Genomic DNA, 20879 nt, shown 5'->3' on the forward strand with positions numbered 1-20879 from the left:
CTGAAATTTCAGGTGGCTAAATATTTTAGCTAAATATTTTTCGAAAAAAATAAATGCATAAAGTTTTGAAAAAAATATTTTTAATTGTATTTTTGACACTTAATAAGAAAAATTTATATTTTTACTTCAAAAAGCAATAAAACCTATGTCAAAATTAACAGTCACTTTGGGCGAAAAGGAATATTTTCCGTTCATAAAAGAACCGATAAAATTTGAGGGAAGAGAGTCGGATAATCCACTTGCATTCAAATTTTATGATGAAAACAGAGTAGTAGCAGGTAAAACCATGCGTGAGCATTTGCGTTTTGCGGTTTCTTACTGGCACACTTTCTGTGGAACAGGTGGTGATCCGTTTGGTCCAGGAACAAAAGTGTTTCCGTGGGATGCTAACGGAAATGCACTACAAGCTGCTCATGATAAAATGGACGCAGCGTTTGAGTTTTTTACAAAATTGGGTACTGAGTTTTGGTGTTTTCACGACGTAGATATGTCGCCAGAAGGAAACTCTTTGGCAGAGTATGAAAGTAATTTGTCAAAAATTGTGGACTATGCAAAAGCAAAACAGGCGGGATCAGGGACACAGTTACTTTGGGGGACAGCCAATTTGTTCTCAAATCCAAGGTATATGAATGGTGCATCAACCAATCCTAACTTTGATGTGGTAGCACATGCAGGTTTTCAGGTTAAAAACTGTATAGACGCAACCATAGCTTTGGGCGGTATGGGTTATACTTTTTGGGGAGGCAGAGAAGGCTATATGTCGCTTTTGAATACCAAAACCAAGCAAGAATTGGATCATTTAGGGCAGTTTTTAAGAACTGCTAGAGATTATGGTCGTAAAAATGGCTTTACTGGTACTTTCTACATTGAACCTAAACCCGCAGAGCCTTCTAAGCACCAATACGATTTTGATGCTCAGACAGTTATTGGTTTCTTAAGAGCTCAAGGTTTGGATAAAGATTTTGGTTTGAATATAGAAGTTAACCACGCTACTTTAGCTGGCCACACCTTTGCTCATGAGCTGCAAATGGCGGCTGACGCTGGCATGTTGTCATCAATAGACGCCAACCGTGGTGACTACCAAAATGGATGGGATACCGATCAGTTTCCGGTAGATGTGTTTGAGTTGACAGAGGCTATGTTGGTAATTTTAGAAACTGAAGGCTTTAAGCATGGAGGCATCAATTTTGACGCTAAAACAAGAAGAAATTCAACTGATCTTGAAGATATATTTATTGCTCATGTAGGAGGTATGGATGTATTCGCGAGAGCACTGCTCGTAGCCAATGACATTTTGACCAAATCACCTTACAAAAAGTTGCGTGACGACCGCTACGCTTCTTTTAACACTGGCAATGGGGCAAAGTTTGAAAAAGGCGAACTAAGCCTAGAAGACTTGGCCAAAATAGCCAAAGAAGTAGGTGAACCTGCTCAAATATCGGGCAAGCAAGAACTGATGGAAATGATTATTAATCAGTACATATAAGCGTTTTTAATTGTTTATTCAGCTTATAATGTAAGCAGTCAGCTCAATTGGGCTGGCTGTTTTTTTGTTTATATGTATTTGAGTTTTCTATTACAATTGTATAAAAATAAAATTTTATAAATTACTCTATTTTATTTGAAGCTTGTTTTTACCTTTACAATGTAATTCTGCTATAGAACCTTATAAAACCATCTTGAAATAGATTTCGTAATTAATAGTTTACAAAAAATTCGAAAAATTATTTACAATGATCGGGATAAAAAAAATACTCCAGACTATTTTGTTTGTATTCTTAACTATGCTCTCAGGTTATGGGCAAATTAAGATAAACGAAATTTTAGCCAATAATCAAGGTGCTCTTAAAAACTCCGCAATTCAGATGGAGGATTGGATAGAACTGTATAATTCAAGTGATGATGAAATAGACATCGGCGGTATGGGAATATCTGACAACGATTCTATTAAGCATATTTTTTCAAAGAGCGGATTGAAAATTGCTGGCAAAGGTTATTTGGTATTGATAGCTTCTGGCGATGTTTCCATTGGAAATAGACATTTAAGCTTCAGCCTAAATGATGATGGAGAAACACTTAAGTTGTTTTCAGCTTCGGGTAAAGTGGTGGATAGGTTTGAATATCCTGCACTTAGAAAAGACGTTGCCTATGGGAGGAAATTTGACGGTGCCACTCGGCTGCGATATTTTGCTGAGCCAAGTCCAGAAACTGCTAATAATGAACAGGTTGCAGTAAAGAAAATAGCTAAAGCTCCCAAGTTCTCAAAAAAAGGTGGTTTTTATTCCTCTTTTCAACTCAAAATATCGAGATTTCTGAGCAGTGCAGACATCTATTATAGCCTCGACGGGTCAGAACCTATGCCACAAGACACAATGCTTGGAAAATATGAATACAAAAAAAATTACCAAGAAAATCCGGGAGATCCGGTCGTTAATCAGAATTTTTTTGGTTCTAAAAAAAGCTATTTATATAAAAGAAAAATAGCCATCGCAGATACCAATTTGGGCGGTAATATGTATAGTTTGATTCCTACAACATTTGCCAAATCCGCCACATATTTGCCAAAAACAGACATTCCCAAAGCACAAATAGTAAGGGCAATAGCGGTAAAAAAAGGAAAACTACCAAGTGAAATAGTAAGCAATACGTACTTTCTTGAGACCAACAAAAAAAGCCCCTACACGTTTCCGATAGTGTCATTGGCGTTTAATCCTGGAGACCTTTTTGATTATGAAAAGGGAATGTATGTGGCAGGAAACACATTCGATGCGTTTAGAAGAAGCTCCTTTGAAACCACAGGACTTTGTACTGTAGGAAACTATTCTAATCGAAGCTCCTTTTGGGAAAAAGATGCGAGTTTTGAGTTTTTTGAAAACTCAAGTCAAAAGATTTGCCAAGCTATAACGGCCCGTATTCATGGTGGTTGCAGTCGTTCGTTTCCATACAAATCCTTCAAGCTTTTCTCTGAAGACAATTTTGACAGATATGATCTTATCAGGAAAGAAAAAACAAGAACTCAAGCCAGTGTAGTGCTCCGCAACAGCGGCAATGATTACAACATGACACTTTTTAAGGATGTATTTATTCATCAGTTGATGAAACCTCTGAATATACCGATTCAAGAATTTAGGCCAAGTATAGTGTATATCAATGGCGAATATTGGGGAATTCACAACCTGCGTGATAGAGTAGATAACGATTATTTGGGCAAAGTTTATGATGTTGACAAAAACAATGTTGACATGATAAAAATAGTTTTTGATGGCCCAGAGGAGATAGAATATGGTGATGATAAAGCATACAATGAGCTCAAAACTTTTTTTAAAAGCAATAGCTTTTCTTCTGACGAAACTTTTGAAAAAGCCAAGTCTTTGATGGACATCGTTAACTTTATCGACTATCAGATAGCCCATATTTTCGTCGGAAACATCGATTGGCCTCAAAATAATGTAAGACTTTGGCGAGTAAAAACTACTGAAAGTAACCAAGCTCCCAAAGACGGGAAATGGCGTTGGGTGTTTTTTGATGCCGATAGATCTTTGGGAGAAACTGTGAATGTTTCGCATAACAATTTGTCAGATGCCATAAACAGGCCAGAAAACTTCATTTTCAACAAATTGCTTCAAAATCAAACTTTTAAAACTCAATTTGTGGCCAGATTCAGAGAGCTACTCGACAGTAATTTTAAGTTTGAAAATAGCTCGAAATTGTACCTTGAAATAAAAAAAATATACGAACCCGAGATAGAAACCCATGTAAAAAGATGGAATATCATACCATCAAAAGCCCAATGGGAGCGAAATTGTGAAGAAGTGCTGAACTATCTGAAATTAAGACCCGAAGTAGTAAAAAAGCAGCTTGGCGAACAGCTTGGATTAGATCTGAACAAGATACAAATAATAAATCCGATGTCTGCTGAAATAGTACTGAATAATAAAGTTGAGAAAAAAACACACAGTAAATACATAGAAACTGACAATGTACTGAAGATTAGGCCACTTAAGGCTGAGAATAAAATATTTTCGCATTGGATAATTGGCGGGAAACCGTATTTTGAAACCGAAATGGAAATCAAAATCGTTTCGGACACCATAATTGTGGCTATTTTCGAAACTAAGGATGAAGATTTGGATGAAGTAAAGGAAACGTTTAATCATGAAAAATACGCAATAACCAAGGGGTTATCTCCAAACAATGATGGAATAAATGAACACTTAGGTTTGCAATTTTATAACCCAAATGACCGTTTGGAGAAGTTTCAGGTATTTGATAAAAATGGAGTTGAAAAAGCAATAGAATGGGAACAAAACCCAGAAAAAGGCACAATAAATATTTATTTCAAGAACTTAAACACGCTCTCAAAAGGTACATTATTTTACGTTTTTAAACTTCAAAATAATTCTGAAATTTATTCAGATTTTATTACTGTCAATTTTTGAGAGAAATTTGAAAGAATCTATGTTTTTAAATTTACTTAAATCACAGCCTTTTACGTTAACAAGTAGGTATTAAAGCTTATTTTTGTATTTGGTATCGTTAATCCATATATGGCTCAAGTGGTTTTTAGACGTATTTTAAAAACACTAGCAATAATTATTATTTTATTGTTGGTGGCTGCTATGGGCTCAATACTGTATTTGAAATCTCCCAATGGGCAAAAACGCCTGAGTGATTTTGTGCTAAAAACACTCTCCGAAAAGCTCAAAACACCAGTTACAGGCAATATTTCGTACGGTTTTCCTGACTGGGTAAAAATTGAAAAGCTCCTCATTCGAGACCAACAATCTGACACCTTGATTTCGGCGAAACGAGCCTACATCGATATAGACATGTTGGCTTATCTTGATAATATACTTAAAATCAATAAATTAGAACTAGAAGGTTCGTTACTCAATATTTACAAAAAGGATGCTGTTTTTAATTATTCTTATGCAATAGCTGCATTTTCATCAACAAAACCCAAGGATGCCATCACCGTTCCTCTGAGTTATGAGCTGCAAAGTATTTTGGCCAAAGACCTTACAGTGAGGTACTCAGACCCATCGTCAAAACAAAAACTTCAAGCCAAGTTTGGAGATTTACAAACTGGTTTTTCTAAAATTGATGTTGGAAAAAATAAGTTTTTCCTTAAAAACACTTCGCTAAATAACAGCTATCTGACGGCTACCTTTGGTAAAACTGTCGCGGATAGTTCAGGGGCAAAAAGCAATTCTAACCTACCAGATATTCAGATTCAGGAATTTGCGGCGAAGAATTTTAACTGGAACCTAGCACTTGGAGATACCAAAACCACCGGAAAAGGAATAAATCTGGATTTCGAAATTGAAAAAATCGATTTACCCAAAGAAACAATTTCCCTCAATAAACTTGTCGCAAATGCTGACAATATCACTTATTCTGGAGCAAAAGCGGCAAAAAACTTGGGAGGTCAGCTCAATTTTCAAGATTTGGGCCTGAGTGATTTTGTACTAAAAACACAAAAACTAGCTTATGATAAAGAAAAAATCGAGGGGGAAATTTTGAAATTATCCGTAAAAGAAAAGTCTGGATTTGAAATCAAAGAACTAACCACCAAGTCTGTATTAAAAGACAAAAAATTAGTCCTGACCAACTTAAATCTAAAAACCAACGCTTCGGAGTTAAAATCTACTGCGGAAATAGTATTGAATCCAACCGATATATCAAAAAGTGTATTTTCTTATCATTTGATATCGAGTAGTTTATCGGCATCAGACGCCTTGTTTTTCAACCCTGACCTTTCGAACAATACTTATTTCAAGAACCTTTCGAAAGATGAAATTTCATTAAATGGAATCGTCTATGGCGAATTATCAAGTTTGAAATTCGAGAAAGTGAATTTGAAAGGCATCCAAAATTCAAGTCTAAACTTTTCAGGAACTTTAAAAAATCTAAATGACCCCGTTTTTGATCTAAATATTGCAAATCTGACCTCCTCCAAGGCAGATATTTTGCGAATAGTACCAACGGATGTATTGCCAGAAAATATCAATATTCCCAAGGATTTTGTACTTAAGGGCACTGTTAAGGGTAAAATTTTGGACTTTAACTCTGATTTGACCATAAGCTCCGAACAAGGTGTAGCTCAGTTAAACAGCCGCATCATAAATAATAAAGCCGGACTGGCTTACTCTGGAAAGCTCAATACGCAAGCCTATAAAGTTGGAGATTTAATAAACAATCCAACCATTGGTTCGATAAGCTCCAACATAGAATTTAAAGGCATGGGCACAAGTCTTAAAACTGCCAACTTGGTGCTTTCAGGTAATGTTTCGGAGGCTTTTTATGAAGGCAAAAAATATCAAAATATTGTTTTCTCTGGAGATTTAAAAAACCAAATATTTGACACAAAATTGGCGGTAAACGACCCCAGTGCGAGTTTTACTTGGGAAGGAAAAGTGGATATTTCAAAACCTATCATAGAACTGGAAGGTAAAACCAAACTTGACTTTGTGAATCTTCAGAAACTCGGAATAAGCAAAGAAAACATCATTATAAAAGGGGACATTGAGCTGAACAACATTGTTTTGGATGCCAAATCTCCCGCTATTGATTTCCAAGGCAAAAACATAAATGTTTATAAAGACGATATGCTTTTTCCGATTGGCGATGTAAAAGTGATTACTTCCACCAGCGATGGTAATAACAAACTTGAAGCCACCACCTCATTTATAAATGTTTCACTATCAGGTGATTTCGATTATAATCAGCTACAAAATATTATGCTGAATGAGGTTAATAATTATTTCAAATTACTGAATTTTAAACCTGCATTGGTGCAGGATTCTTACAATTTCCGTTTAGATGGAAAAGTTAGCTACAATCCTGTTTTCAGTGCATTTTTACCTAATCTAAAATCTTTCTCAGATGTGGTGGTTCATGCCACTTTACAAAGCGAAGGCGATACACCGATAGAAGGAAGTGTGCAAATTCCATATCTTCAATACGACTCTGTAAAAGTTTACAACACAACTTTTGATTACACTGGAGACCGAAAAACACTTAAATATCAAATACTTACAAAGCAGATAACCAACAATAATCTCAGAGTTAGAAACGCCAGTTTGGTTGGAAAACTCGAAAACAACATAGGTAGTTTTGATTTGTCTGTCAAAGACTCTTTAGACCAAGATATACACTCCCTTACGGGTTTGGTTCAGAGCGTAAACAACCAACTACAAATCAGTTTTGACGAAGACGGAAGTATGCTTTATTACGAGCCCTGGGCGGGAAATCCATTCGGTAGCATAACTTATTCATCGGCGGGTGTGCTTATCAATGACGTTATATTTACTTCAAAAAATCAGATTTTGAGGTTAAGTAGCCTTAACGATCAACCTAATGGCCCCTTGCATGTTTTTTCGCAGAATATCGACCTCAATTTTCTTGCTCAAGCATTTTTACAAGACTCCACTTTTGTGGCCGGTTACGCCGACTTAGATCTCGAAATACTGAACTACATGGAAGGTACGCCGTCATTTACGGGCGATGTGCTGGTGACAGAATTCGAAATGAATAAAACAAAACTCGGCACACTAGAAGGCAAGGCTGAGAGTAATTCTCTGGAGCAGATTAGGCTTACAGCTACCTTAAAAGGCGAGGTAACAGACATGTCGATAAAAGGTTATTATTATCCTAAACGCGAAGAATCGTTGGATTTTACAGCAGATATTCGGAATATAGACTTAGTGGCTATTCAGGTGTTTGTCAAAGACATAATAAGCAATGTAAATGGTAACCTCATGGGGAATTTTACGGTTAAAGGCTCCACCAGCAAACCAAAAATTGTCGGAGATGTTACTTTTGGTAAGTTTGATTTTGTACTGGTGGAAACAGGAGCAAAACTCAAGCTCAACAAGCAAAAAATATTATTTGAAAACGAAAAAGCCGTTTTAAATCATATAAGCTTAGAAGACGAAAATGACCAAAAAATGGATGTGGATGGTAAGATTAACCTTGCTTACTTACCTGACTATAGCTATGATTTAGCCATAAAAACGGAAGATTTTAAACTTATTAACGCAAAAAAAGGGCAAAACGAGCTCTTCTATGGAGTGGGATATTTGGGCGGAAATATGCTTCTGAAAGGTCGAAATCTGGATTTTAGACTAACAGGCGATGTGGATGTGAAAGATAAAACCGACATTACGCTATTGCTCACTGACGAAACAAATGCCAATACAGAACTCGAAAACGTGGTAAAATTTGTGGATTTTAGTAAAATAGACACCTTAAAAACGGTGGTTCAGAAAAGCGGGCTAAACTTTGCCAACGCCGTCAATATCAAAATCGATGTACCCGCCAAAGCAACATTAAAAATTCTGATGGACCCCATAACTGGAGATTTAATGCGTGTTAATGGACAAGGAAACCTCAACGTAGGTTTTGATAACAGCGGAGATTTGTTTATTGTAGGAAGATATGAGATAGAAAAAGGTCAGTACGATATCACTTATCAAGCCTTGCGAAAGTCTTTTGCCATTAAACCATCGAGCAAAAGTTACATTGAATTTTCTGGAGACCCAATGTCCGCCAAGTTGGACATTACAGCAGAATATAATGCCGGAAAAAGAGCCATTTCTTCCTATCCAACCGCTCCCACCGCTGAAGGACATGAACGACTTACAAATTCAAGGTTGTTGGTGCCGTTTCGTGTGGATTTAAGAGTTGCCGGTTTTTTATCAGCTCCGGATATTAAGTTTGAAATTGTTACCCAGACAAACGATGTTGGGGACCTAAAAATGCCTTTGCAAAACCAAGGTATTAGGACAGTTGAAAGCAATGGGGTAAAGTCCACAAACGATGCTGATTTTAAAAAATACCAGGAAAACATAAACGCCAATGCCATCATGCTTTTGGTGGGTAATGGTTTTAATGCCAGCCAAATTGGAGAGAATTTAACCAACATAGAAAACATCGCCAGGCAAAAAGTCAGCGACATGATTTCTAGCCAGTTAGACAGATATGCTTCTGGACTTATAAAGGGCATCGATCTCGACTTGGGCTTGGAGTCGGGCTATGATGCCACTAACGAAGAACGAAATACCAATCTCAACCTCGGTGTAAGTAAGAAACTTGCAAACGACCGTATCTCTATTTCGGTAGGTAAAAACTTTGAACTCGAGAACAAAGACCTTAAATCCGATGAGATTTTTGATAATATTGAAGCCAACTGGCAGGTGACTAAAGACGGCCGATATCGAGTGAAGGTATTCCGTAAAAACCTAACCCAGATGGTCATAGAAGGCTCAGTGGTAGAAACAGGGGTCGGTTTTATTTTCGCCATAGATTACGACACTTGGAAGGAATTAATGAAACGAAAATGAGATTTTTAAGATACATATCGCTTTTCGGTCTATTGGGCATTGTAGGGAGTTCTTGCAAAGTGGCCTCAAAACTGCCTGTGGGTGAGAAATTATATGCGGGTGCCACTGTAAAGATTATTAAAAACGATAGCCTAGATTCAGAGAAACTACCTGAGCTAAAAGAACAGTTGCTGTCGTATACACGTCCATTGGCCAATACCACTCTCCCATTACCTTTTTTGAGCAAATATCCCTATAAAGTAGGTTTTTACTATTTTTTTGGTACTACAGAAAGCAAAAAGAAAGTAAAACTTTGGTACAATTTTAAGGAATGGCTGGAGAAAAAGTTAACCGAAGAACCTGTATTTATCAATCGGGTTTTGGTTGAAAAAAATGCCGAAAATCTCCAATCTATTCTTAAATCGAAGGGGTATTTTGATGCCAAAGTAGATTGGAAGCTAGTGGAGAAAAAAACCTTGGGAGCCGCAGAATATACTGCGACGCTCAATCGACGGTTTAGAATTGATACTATTCTTTTTGTTAGCGGTGAGAGCCAATTTGAAAAAGATTTTGAAAAAGCGTCGGCAACGTTTAAACCTGGCGAATACTTTGATTTAGGTGCACTGAAACAGTCACGAATAGACATAGACAAAGCTTTAAGAAACGAGGGCTATTTTTATTTCAAACCCGATTTTATTGGTATTGAGGCTGATACAACCATAAAACCCCAAATGGTAGTACTCAAGGTTGGCCCTAAACCCGACATTTCTGATCAAGCCAAAAGGCAGTATCAGATCAATGATATTTTTGTAAACATAGATACCAAAACAGAAATTCTTTCGAATATCGACCCCAACTCCTTAGATTTTTTTAGAGGTGTAATACTCGATGACCCAGCCAAAAAGTATAAAGAGGATATTTTTTCGGATGCCATTGCCTTCCGTCCAGGTACGTTTTTTAACTCTGACCTGCAGTCCATTACCAACAATCGCTTGATAGGTTTGTCGAATTTTAAATTTATCCAAAGTCATTTTGAGGTCGTTAATCGCCTAGATTCCACCTTGTTGGATGTATATTACAACCTCCAAACCAACAAGAAAAAGTCGCTGAGAGTTGAGGCCAATGCGATCACTCGTTCCAGCGGCTTGGCGGGTTCGCAGCTGAGTATTAACTGGAAAAATATTAATGCATTTAAAAGAGGTGAGTTTTTCAAACTATCCGTCAATGGCAACTTTGAGGTACAAGTAGGTGGCAACAAAGCCAGTGAATACCGCGACAACTACCGTTTGGGTGCCGATGCTCAGTTTAATATTCCACGTTTTGTGGCTCCTTTTATCAAAATAGACCCCGAGCAAAGCAAAGTTTTGCCAAAAACCCAAATAAAACTCAGCTATGAGAGTTTTATAAAAACGGGTTTATATAATCTTAATTCCGCTGGTGGATCGATAAACTACGTATGGACACGTGGCCGAGGAATTGAGCACACACTCAGCCCAATCGGTATTAATCTAGTAAAATCTTCCAACATTAGTACGGTGTTTATTGAGGAAATTTTTGCTGATCCAAGACTTTTGATAATTCTCGAAAATCAATTTATAGTGGGCGGCTCGTATGAGATTTCGGTAAATCCAAAACAATATAACAAATCGAATTTTTCATACCGAGGTAAATTTGATTTTGCCGGAAATGTTTTTGGTTTGTACGATAAAATCAGAAATAATCCGGAGAAAACTGGAAGAGTTTTCGGTGAATATTTTTCTCAATTTGTCCGCTTAGAAAACGACATACGTTACAAGTATGACCTGAATCCTACCATTTCGTGGGCCAATCGTGCAATTGTAGGCTTGGGTGTTCCTTACGGTAACTCACTTCAATTACCATTTGTAAGTCAATTTTTTGTGGGTGGCAATAACTCTTTACGAGCCTTTAGAGCGAGAGGAGTTGGACCAGGTACTTACGAGAAAAAGGGCAATGCAGCGGAAGAATTCTTGGGCAACAATACAGGCGAGGTGAAATTGGAACTCAATACCGAGCTTAGGTTTAAATTCAATAGTTTTCTAAACACTGCACTGTTTGTAGATGCTGGTAATGTATGGATGTACAAAGACGAATACATTTATGACGAAGGCTCGCTTTTTAGCAAAAATTTCTACAAGGAATTGGCCGTAGGTACTGGTGTTGGTTTCAGATTTGACTTTTCGTTTATCATTTTCCGGATTGATGTGGCTACGCCAGTAGTAAAGCCTTGGTTACCCGTTGGTGACAAATGGGTGCTAAAAGACATCAAGCCTTTTGATAAAACTTGGAGAAAAGACAATGTCATCTGGAATTTTGCAGTCGGTTTGCCGTTTTAGGAAATCAGAGATATCTCTTTAAAATAACCTCCTTTTCTTCTGGAATTCGAGCAGTAATTTCCTCTAAATCAGCTATTTGTGCTTCTATTTTTTTGATTTCGGCGACTATTTTTTGTTGCTCTGTAATTGAAGGGATAAATATCTCAATGGGTTTTAAATTCATTACAGAGAGTCCGGGTTGAGCTGTACCAGTAGCATATTGATTAAGTTCCATTGAAACTAATTTGTAATAAAACCAATCCGTATCAATGTCTGAATTTAGATTTGCCACTAATGCGTGTTCTGTGGCGTGAAATTTACCTTCAACCAGATGAACATTTCCGCACAATGCTCCTTGCCTACCGACTAAAGAGAATTTACCATCATGAGTAAAAGTTTTAACATAACCTCTTAAACCATTTCCTCCGAAGCATGGATATAAGTTTTCCATTTTAGTTTTGCTTATGTCACCAACTTTAACAAAATCTCCCGCTTTCAACTCACAGACTTCATCAAATCTTTTTAAACTATTACCTTTATTGCTATTAAAAATCGTATTAATACTTTTTTTCAAAATCTCCACTTCCTCTTTCGTCTCCTCTTCTTTTTCTTCTAAAACTTCTATTTCAGAAACAATTTTTTGTTGAATGTTGAGTGGTGGGACGGGTATTGATAATGATTCGTAAAATTCTTGAGGTACTCGTCTGTGTCCGCTTGCACCTGTCATTTGCGATTCAGCTACCTCCCTAATTTCTTTTCTATTTAATAGTTCAAACACATAATTAGGTAATAAATTTTCGTGGGTTCTCAATACATGAAATTCAGAACTACCCATACCAATACCGTTAGTCAAATTTTCAGCAATTGCACACTTACCATTCTCCATGCAAGGGGTGATTTTGGCAATTAAGATGTCACTATTTTTAAAAAACTTATAACTCCCCTTCTTCAACTCACCTAGTTTTCTATCAATTTTGGTTTCGATTTTTCCATAATTACTTACTGAAGCCATCTCGATAAATGAAACATAAATACTATCGGAAAATTTTTGAATTTCAGATTTTGAGGGGTTAATCGTGCAAATAGATTTTAGCTCAAATTTTGTCCACTTACTCTCAATTTTTACTTTTTTTTTAACAGAAAGCGAGATATTCTTTTCAAATTCCACTCGGTCAAAAGTCAGCATATCTATCAAGTGGTGTCGAGAAACATTGTTTTGCATGGTTTCGTCAATAGGAAAATCATAATCTCCACCAAAAGCCTTGTAAATATAAGTGCTTGCTTTGGTAGGGTTATCAAATACTTCAGGGTCAAACATTTGGGTGCATTCTTCTATGTTTTTATCCCTTTGTATAGCATGAATACCTTCACTTCCTCTTCTATTAGAGAATTCATAACCTAAGAAGCGTTTTTCGGCATCTTTCTCACCGCTTTTTATCAATATCACCTTTTGCGGATAAGCCAAAACAAAATAAAGGAGCTTTTCAGCTTCCTTTTCCAAAACCATTTTCCAAAATTCGGCCTCGTTTTTGGCTTTTAATTTTTTTTGGTATTCAGTGTATATCTCGTGTTGAACAACCTTTTCGTTGGGTTGTTTTCTTATTAAACTGAGGTAATCATCAAACCCAACTCCTTCCCAAACATGATTCAGATATTTGTCAACTGGCTTTTCTATACCATTGATGGTAACATCAAGCTGGGTATTAAAAAATATCTCAACAGCTTTTCGGGTGTTTATACTGATGTAGTTGTTTTTCCGTCTTAAAAACAGCGTGACGGTGTTGGTTCCAGTGGCCATAAAGGTGTTAGAGCCAAGTTCGGCTATACCCACAATGTCAAAATATTGTAAGATAATCTCTCGGCTTTTGGTGTAAATACCCGTATTGCTTAGAATAGAACTTGGGAGAATTATTCCAGCTACACCTCCATCTTTAAGTAATTGTTTGGTACGTTCTATAAACAAACATTCAATCTCTGAACTATTGTCGGTAAGTCTGTTGTAGAGTTCAAAATCGTTTTCTTTATAAAATGGCCTCGCAGAATTTTTAAAAGCCGAAACCGAATACGGCGGATTCGATGTAATGATATCAAACTGTTTGTTTTCCTGCGGAAAATCCTTGTCACGAATCAGTAGTTTACCTTTGTAATCTGGATGCGAAAAATTCGCCAGTCCATCAGAATGAATTACATTGGCCAAGCCGTCGCCATGTAGATAACAACCCACTTTGCCAACTTTTACAAGGCGGTAATCTTTTTCGATGCCATAAATGTATTGAATAGCCCAAGCAAAATGGTCGTCTTGCCAATTTCTGATTTTCTTGGCCACGCTTGGATGATAATTTTTGTCGATCTTGTTTTTTATCAAGCGTTGGATTTCATGCATGGTTTCAGTCACGAAGTGACCACTTCCTGCCGCATAATCCATCACATAAGGCAAAAGTGTATCGTTGTCTATCTTTGCCCCTGATAATTTTTCTTCAAGAATGGTATCAATTGGAAGCGATTTTATGACGAACTGAGCTACTGGAACGGGCGTAAAAAATTGCCCAGACTCTTGTTTAAGGCCAGTAGTAAGTAACAACTCGAAGAAATCAGAAAGATATTGTTGTTTTTTGGTATATCTCAGCTTAAAACCTTGAAGAAGCTCTACAATTTCTTTTACTACAACCGCATTTTCATTAAAAGACTGTTCATCATAAACATCTTTTATGGCAAACTCATTATTCTTTTCCAGCCTAATTTTATGAAACTGAGCGAGAATGTCATTTCTAAGGTTTTCTTCTAAATGCTTAAACTTGTTATTAAATTCCGTTTCTGAAAAGTCAGTAACCACTTTTTCTAGGAACTCATGCATACCGTTTTTATAAAGGTCAGTAAGCCTTATCTGAAAACTTCTGTGGTCGTCAATTCCTTCTAACCACTGAAAACCGAGTTCATTGTCGGTTCCTTCATTTACTTTTTCGTCATAAATCTTGCATAAAAACAATGTAAAAATTCTGTTAAAGGCATTTCCTTTGTCAGAAACCACATTATGGCGAAGGATTTCAAGAAAACGGTTGAATATAAAACTACTATCGTCTTGTTTAATTTCTTCTAAGTCCTTAATAGTAAGTGCTTTGCTTTCAAAGTTATAAGGTTTTACCCAAGAGTCAAAAACGCCATTATCTTTGGTGAGTTTATTCCATTTTTCATAAAAATCTTTGACATCACCTAAACGATAATCATCTTCTATTTTTACTATTTCATTTCTTACTGTCGGTTCATTTCCTTTAAGTTCGGAAGCGTAAAGCATTACGAGGTCGGCTTTGTTGCTAAACTTAAAGTAAGTAAATAACTGCCCACCGTCTTTTTTCATTCGAGTAAATTCTTTCTCGAATTCTTTTCCGTAAGTTTTGCATTCGATTAACAAATATTCGGAACCATCCTCGCGAGTTACACAAATGTCTAATCTACCAGAGCTTCCATGACCAGCACCCCAAGTTTTTTCTAAAACGATATTTTCGGGCTTGTAACCTTTTTCTAACAAGCGATTTACGCATTCAAACACAACCCAATTCTCAGGTTGAGAGAAATTTTGAGTTGAAGAATTATCAGATTTTATAAGAGAACCATAGTTGATTTTTTCTTTCGAAAAATCGACCAAAATTTCATAATTGTTGTGATTGGAATAAACCTTACTGAAGATTCCAGCTGTGTTTTCCTTGGGAATGAAACCGATTATTTTTATGAGATTTACCACTTTTGCTAATTTTTTTGGCAAAATTTAACAAAAGTACCTTTTTTGGTTCAAATAATGACATTTTGAACTTTAATATCTTTCATTAAATTCGGAAACAAATATGCTAATTAATTCACCAAAATATTGCTGAATATATTAGCAATTGAATTATCGATACGATTAAGCTATGTTTGAAAACCATTGATAGAGGTATCAGACTGTAAAATAAAGTTCAAACTGTCTCGTTATGAACTGTGAACATAAATCAAACACCATGATGAAATACGTATCATTCACTTTAATTTTTATAGCTTGTCTAGCAAATCTTTCTCAAGCCCAAAAAATTACATATTCTTCTACACAAAAAAGCCAAAATGTTAGACTGGTGGTAAAATATCCTACTTTAACACAAAAGTCAGAAACCAAAGACTTAGAGAAAGTTGCGTTTGTTCAAACGCCCATGATTTCTAATAAAAAACAGATTTACGGTGCACTGGTGGAAAAAAGTAGGCTTTAATTCATTTCTGAGGCTCAGTTTCCATATACTCCTTTTCAGATTTTCTGATTTGATACCAGTCGTAAGCTGTTTTTATAATTAAAAATGACCACAAGGCTATTGTGATTTTTGGTTTGTAGGCATGGTTTGGGGGTGCAATAATGTAGGTTGTGCTTAAAAGTAAAATACCAATGGAGAGACTTTTGATAGATGACTTCATCCTTTCCTTTCTGAATACTCTATAACTTTCTGTTGCTATTTCTAAGGCATCCCCAGGGTAATACCTATCAAACAATTCCTCTCGAATTTCTCGATAAGTTTCTCCGTTAAGGAGTCTTTTACTACATGTTTTTACAATTTTTTCATATTCCATAAATCTTGGATTCTTGTTTTGAAAAATTATAAATCAGGAAATTCGACCAAAAACTTACTAAACTGACTTTCAGTAAGTACAGCTTTCAATTCAGTATGAAATTTCTCTTTGGTGCTTGATAGCTTATCAGTTTCGTTATTTTCTCTAAGCCTCTTTAATATTTTGTTATTTACTACATTTATAATCAGTATTTTATCTTCCTGAGTGGCATCTAATTCTAGCTTGGTCTTCATTTTGGTAGTGAGCGTTCTAGCCTCGGCTTCGGGGCTAGTTTCAGCTACTTTTGGCGTACTGTTAGTCGGTGTTGTTCCTGGAGCACACGAAAGGAGCGTTAAGTTTATCAGTATAAAAGCAATAAGATTTTTCATGTAAATTTATTTTTTATCAATAATACAAAAACCGATTTATAAATCTCCGAATTGTTGAAGAAAAGTAGCGTATTGGTCTGAATTTAGAACTTCTTTTATTTCAGCTCTATATTTTTCTTTGGTCTGAGGTATTTGGCTTGTTTGATTGCTTTCTCTTAATTTCTTTAAAAGGCTGAAATTTACCACGTTTATTATCAACACCCTCTCTTCTTGAGTGGTGTCTAAGCCAAGGACGCTTTTCATTTCGGCAGTTCTTTTACGAGCTTGTGTCTCTGGGCTTACACTGCTTTGCGTACTGGTACTGCTACTTGGGGCTGTACTTATGCATGAGCTAGTAAGTAAGAAGAGAAGCAAGAATAGTATATTTTTCATGGGCTAAGTTTTTGTTTTTAGACAATGGTAAATACCAAAGGTTTGTTATTCAAATGTTAAGTCTTGGTTTAGAGCAACAGGCCTACCCATTTCATCAAAAATCTGATTGGTAAGTTTACCAATTTCAAGAGCTTCTAGGTTTTCGGGGTTTAAATTCTTTAAAACTTGCAAAACTTCACTGGCTCTAACACGTCTAAAAATTGGCCGCATGGTGCCACCCAATGCACCTGGTTCAGCTAATGGATTCCATTGAAAATCAGCATCTACTATCGTACCTCTCGGAGCCATAATGGGTGGATTTCCAGAAAATCTAAAATCGAGTAGATCTGGATGAGGCAAGCCCAAAGCATGGCCAAATTCGTGAGCGGCTGTGGTACTTTCGCCAAGTTGGTCGGTAATGAGCCAGTGTCCGGAGTTTTCTCCGAGTCCAAAACCCATCATAGAGCGTTCAGCGATATTCTTATCTTCTATTCTGACAAAATTGACTGAATAATTCGTGTTATTCGAAATCTTTAATAAGGCTTCGTAATTATCTAAAAATGAGTATTTTATATCAAAAACTATATCAAAAAGTCTCGAGCCAAGCTGTAGTTTTGCATTTGGCTCATTCCACATTTGATTAATTTCCAAAACAATTTTTTGAGCTAAATCGGCTGTCGCATATTTACCGTAAAAGACCAATTCGGCCTCAATACTTATTTGTTCACTTTCAGAATTTATTATAGCTAAGGCCGACATAATCAGAAAGGTAGATAAACTACTTTTTTGGTTTCGAAAAACTCTTCCTCATAAAAACTTGGCAAATCATACATTGTATATTTTCGTTTTGCCTCGGCCAATTCTTCCGCCAAATCTCCACCTTTCAGATAAAGTATGCCATTATCAAGCGGATTGAAGTGGTTTTTATTAATTTTGTGTTTTATCCAATCTACAAACGGAGCCATTCTTGTAACCGCTCGACTCACAACGAAATCATAGGTTCCTTGGATATTTTCAGCCCTTTGGTGTTCTGCTTTTACGTTTTTCAAACCCAAGGCGTTGGCCACTTCGGTCACCACTTTTATCTTTTTGCCTATGGAATCTACCAAATGAAAGTTGCAGTTTGGAAACATAATGGCCAGCGGAATACCCGGAAAACCGCCTCCTGTGCCCACATCCAAAATATCTGTGTCGTCAACAAAACTGCAAACTTTGGCTATGCCCAAAGAGTGCAAAACGTGCTTTTCGTAAAGATGCTCCATGTCCTTCCTCGAAATGACGTTGATCTGGCCATTCCAAAGCTCGTAAAGTTCACCCAAGCGTCCAAATTGCTCCTTTTGAGCGTTTGTGAGGTTCGGGAAATATTTTAAAATAATATCTAAGCTATCCAAAAGTGTATTTTTTTTACAAAGATAAATAAAAGTAATAACCTAGATTTTGAAAATTAGAGAAGGTTTTTTTGAAGCTTTTTCCAATTAATATTTTAACAACCAAATATCACCAATTCATAAAAAACTATTTCGCTAGTTCAGGATTTAGAAAAAGGCGTTTTTAATAACAAAAATAGCTTTAATTTTGCATCAAAATATAACAACATGTCAGTAACAATAAGCCCAATATCCGACAGTCTCACTCAGTTTTTTGCACAAAAAAACTATTCTAAAGTGATGGTTTTGGTGGATATTCATACAAAAAAACACTGTTATCCTCTTGTGAAAAATTTCCTCCCAGCCCACAAAGTCATAACTATCAAAGCTGGAGAACACTTTAAAAACCTAGACACCTGCCAGCAAATATGGGAAGAAATGACCAAGAATGAATTGGACAGACATGCACTTTTGATTAACCTTGGTGGCGGAGTGATAGGCGACATGGGCGGTTTTTGTGCCTCTACCTACAAAAGAGGCATTGATTTCATACAGATACCTACCACTCTACTCTCCCAGGTTGATGCCAGCGTTGGTGGCAAATTAGGCATTGATTTCCAGGGTTTTAAAAATCACATTGGCGTATTTACACTTCCCAAAACAGTACTGATAGACGATGTCTTCTTGAAAACCCTTCCACAAAATGAAATTCGATCAGGTTTTGCAGAAATCGTAAAACACTGCTTGATAAGAGATAAGAGCAAGTGGAATGAAATAAAAACAATTGACCTCGAAAATCAGAATTTAGCGGAATTGATTCAACATTCGGTGGAAATAAAACAACAGGTAGTTGAGGAAGATCCTACAGAAAAAGGTCTGCGAAAAATATTAAATTTTGGTCATACACTTGGGCATGCCATAGAGACTTTTTTCCTCGACAAAGGCAATGAAAGACTACTCCATGGTGAGGCTATAGCAGCAGGAATGATAGCTGAGGCATATATTTCTTTCACCAAAAAACTTATCGATGAGTCCACTCTGATGCAGATTGAAGAGTTTATTTTTGCAGTTTACGGGAGCGTAAAAATCAGGAAAGAAGATATGGAGGCTATAGTAAAACTTACGCTCCAAGACAAAAAGAATATTGGCAAGGTTGTTAAAGCTTCTCTTCTCGATGGCATTGGTTCATGTAAATATGATGTGGCTATTAATAAGTCAGAAATGCTAAAAGCCTTAAATTATTATTCAGGGTATTAAAAACCTTTTCGGGCTTTGACTTGCATTTTGGAATTCTTTTAGCAAAATTTGTTTAAACAAACAACTGATATTGTTGGTTTTACGTATGTATTGGAATTCTAAACATATTACCCGAATGAAAAAAATCTTTATTCTGACTTTTTTTGTGTTTGTAGGTCTTACTGGTTGCAATTCTTTAAAGCTGATGGTTGACAATGACTACAGTTACGACACCGACTTTACTACATACACCAGTTACAATTTCCTTAATTGCGAAATTGACACCTCAGACATTTGTTCAGAAATCCAAGACGCTATTCGCCGACAGATGAAAGCCCGAGGCTATAAAATGACGGACGAAAAACCAGGGCTTTTGGTGAGCTACAGCATAATCAAAGACCGAGTGGGTTACAAAGGATATTTTCAGCCTTCCATGGAGCGTTGGGTAAACCGTTATGAAAACGATGAAACTTACAAGGTGCAAACCTATAACTTCGGTGGCGGAATGATTTTGGTATCTCTTCTCGATGCTGAAAGCAGTCGTTTGATTTGGAGGGGTTATGCTTCTGGGGTTTTCAATAAACAAGTCAATAAGCCGGTAAATTACTACCGCTCTGTGGTTAGAAGTATTTTTGACCAATATCCACTGTTTGCCGCAGGAGAAAAGCCTCGAAAGATTACTGAGATGTAATCATGAACAAGTTATTTTTATTATTGCTTATTTCGGCGATTTCTACAAGTTGCCTCAGGAATAGAGTGTTTATAGAACATGACTATAAATATTCATTGGGTTTTACAGACTACAAAACTTACAGCTTTGTTGAGTGCCAAAGAGATACCAATTATATCTGTGAGGATGTTCAGCAGGCTATAAAACAGCAAATGGCTGCCAGAGGTTACGTATTTTCTTATGAAAAACCTGACTTATTCGTCAACTTTTTCGTTTATTATGATGCTATAAAATATACGGGTTACGACCAGCCCAATATTAATTTTTGGCTTAATAATAACAGCGATAACGACTCATACAAGGCCATAAGGTATAATCTTAAACAGGGTACTTTAATGATTTCACTCATTGAAGGAACGACTTCAGAAATAGTGTGGAGAGGCTATGCTAATGGAATATTCAACGACAACTCACACAAAAAGAGCTATTTTAAAAATATTGTGGCAAATATTTTTACAGAATATCCACTTTTTGCGACAGATGCGGCTTGGAAAAAATCTAAACTGAATAAGACTATGTAAGTTTTGAGACCTAAGCGTGAAACTTTCAATTTTGAAAGCTTTTTTTCGTTTCTTAGTATAAAA

At 36.4% G+C, this 20879-nt stretch carries 14 protein-coding genes; 8 read left to right on the plus strand and 6 right to left on the minus strand.

Features of this window, described 5'->3' with window-relative positions:
• Window positions 1-145: 145 nt before the first annotated feature.
• The 4 genes from xylA to EGI26_RS10865 all read left to right on the plus strand — a co-directional run bounded on the left by xylA (window position 146) and on the right by EGI26_RS10865 (window position 11677).
• Window positions 146-1486, plus strand: coding sequence for a xylose isomerase (xylA, locus tag EGI26_RS10850; RefSeq protein WP_255078271.1), 1341 nt, complete (start codon window positions 146-148; stop codon window positions 1484-1486).
• Window positions 1487-1733: 247 nt separating this feature from the next.
• Complete coding sequence (locus EGI26_RS10855; protein ID WP_255078272.1) at window positions 1734-4439, plus strand: CotH kinase family protein; 2706 nt, start codon at window positions 1734-1736, stop codon at window positions 4437-4439.
• A gap of 108 nt (window positions 4440-4547) precedes the next feature.
• Window positions 4548-9344: a translocation/assembly module TamB domain-containing protein gene (locus tag EGI26_RS10860; RefSeq protein ID WP_255078273.1), complete on the plus strand. Its 4797-nt coding sequence runs from the start codon at window positions 4548-4550 to the stop codon at window positions 9342-9344.
• The gene (locus EGI26_RS10865; RefSeq protein ID WP_255078274.1) at window positions 9341-11677 is read left to right on the plus strand and encodes a BamA/TamA family outer membrane protein; all 2337 of its coding nucleotides are present in this window, start codon (window positions 9341-9343) and stop codon (window positions 11675-11677) included. Before EGI26_RS10860 ends, EGI26_RS10865 begins: the two co-directional genes overlap by 4 nt.
• A 4-nt stretch (window positions 11678-11681) precedes the next feature.
• Here the strand turns inward: EGI26_RS10865 and EGI26_RS10870 are convergent, their stop codons facing one another.
• Window positions 11682-15416 (minus strand): restriction endonuclease subunit S, encoded by a 3735-nt coding sequence (locus EGI26_RS10870; protein ID WP_255078275.1) that lies wholly within the window; start codon window positions 15414-15416, stop codon window positions 11682-11684.
• A 232-nt stretch (window positions 15417-15648) separates the two neighbouring features.
• Here EGI26_RS10870 and EGI26_RS10875 point away from each other — a divergent pair, with 232 nt between their 5' ends.
• Window positions 15649-15891: a hypothetical protein gene (locus EGI26_RS10875; protein WP_255078276.1), complete on the plus strand. Its 243-nt coding sequence runs from the start codon at window positions 15649-15651 to the stop codon at window positions 15889-15891.
• 1 nt (window position 15892) lies between these two features.
• Here EGI26_RS10875 and EGI26_RS10880 read toward each other — a convergent pair whose 3' ends face one another.
• The 5 genes from EGI26_RS10880 to rsmG are packed head-to-tail and all read right to left on the minus strand — an operon-like array spanning window position 15893 to window position 18353.
• The gene (locus tag EGI26_RS10880; RefSeq protein WP_255078278.1) at window positions 15893-16243 is read right to left on the minus strand and encodes a hypothetical protein; all 351 of its coding nucleotides are present in this window, start codon (window positions 16241-16243) and stop codon (window positions 15893-15895) included.
• A gap of 26 nt (window positions 16244-16269) precedes the next feature.
• Entirely contained in the window at window positions 16270-16611 is a 342-nt protein-coding gene (locus tag EGI26_RS10885) for a hypothetical protein (protein WP_255078280.1), read from the minus strand.
• 36 nt (window positions 16612-16647) lie between these two features.
• The gene (locus EGI26_RS10890; protein ID WP_255078282.1) at window positions 16648-16983 is read right to left on the minus strand and encodes a hypothetical protein; all 336 of its coding nucleotides are present in this window, start codon (window positions 16981-16983) and stop codon (window positions 16648-16650) included.
• A gap of 45 nt (window positions 16984-17028) precedes the next feature.
• The gene (locus tag EGI26_RS10895) at window positions 17029-17721 is read right to left on the minus strand and encodes a hypothetical protein (RefSeq protein WP_255078284.1); all 693 of its coding nucleotides are present in this window, start codon (window positions 17719-17721) and stop codon (window positions 17029-17031) included.
• Window positions 17722-17723: 2 nt separating this feature from the next.
• Window positions 17724-18353: a 16S rRNA (guanine(527)-N(7))-methyltransferase RsmG gene (gene rsmG / locus EGI26_RS10900; protein WP_255078285.1), complete on the minus strand. Its 630-nt coding sequence runs from the start codon at window positions 18351-18353 to the stop codon at window positions 17724-17726.
• A gap of 204 nt (window positions 18354-18557) precedes the next feature.
• Between rsmG and aroB the strand changes: the two genes are divergently transcribed.
• The 3 genes from aroB (at window position 18558) to EGI26_RS10915 (ending at window position 20816) form a co-directional block, all read left to right on the plus strand.
• Entirely contained in the window at window positions 18558-19586 is a 1029-nt protein-coding gene (aroB, locus tag EGI26_RS10905; RefSeq protein ID WP_255078286.1) for a 3-dehydroquinate synthase, read from the plus strand.
• A gap of 115 nt (window positions 19587-19701) precedes the next feature.
• A complete protein-coding gene (locus EGI26_RS10910) occupies window positions 19702-20256 on the plus strand; it encodes a DUF4136 domain-containing protein (protein ID WP_255078288.1) in 555 nt (184 codons plus the stop codon).
• A gap of 2 nt (window positions 20257-20258) precedes the next feature.
• Window positions 20259-20816 carry a DUF4136 domain-containing protein gene (locus EGI26_RS10915; protein WP_255078290.1) on the plus strand — a complete coding sequence of 186 codons (558 nt, stop codon included), beginning with the start codon at window positions 20259-20261 and terminating at the stop codon, window positions 20814-20816.
• Window positions 20817-20879 lie beyond the last annotated feature (63 nt).

Source organism: Lacihabitans sp. CCS-44, assembly GCF_024343735.1.
In the GTDB taxonomy this organism is placed as follows: domain Bacteria; phylum Bacteroidota; class Bacteroidia; order Cytophagales; family Spirosomataceae; genus Leadbetterella.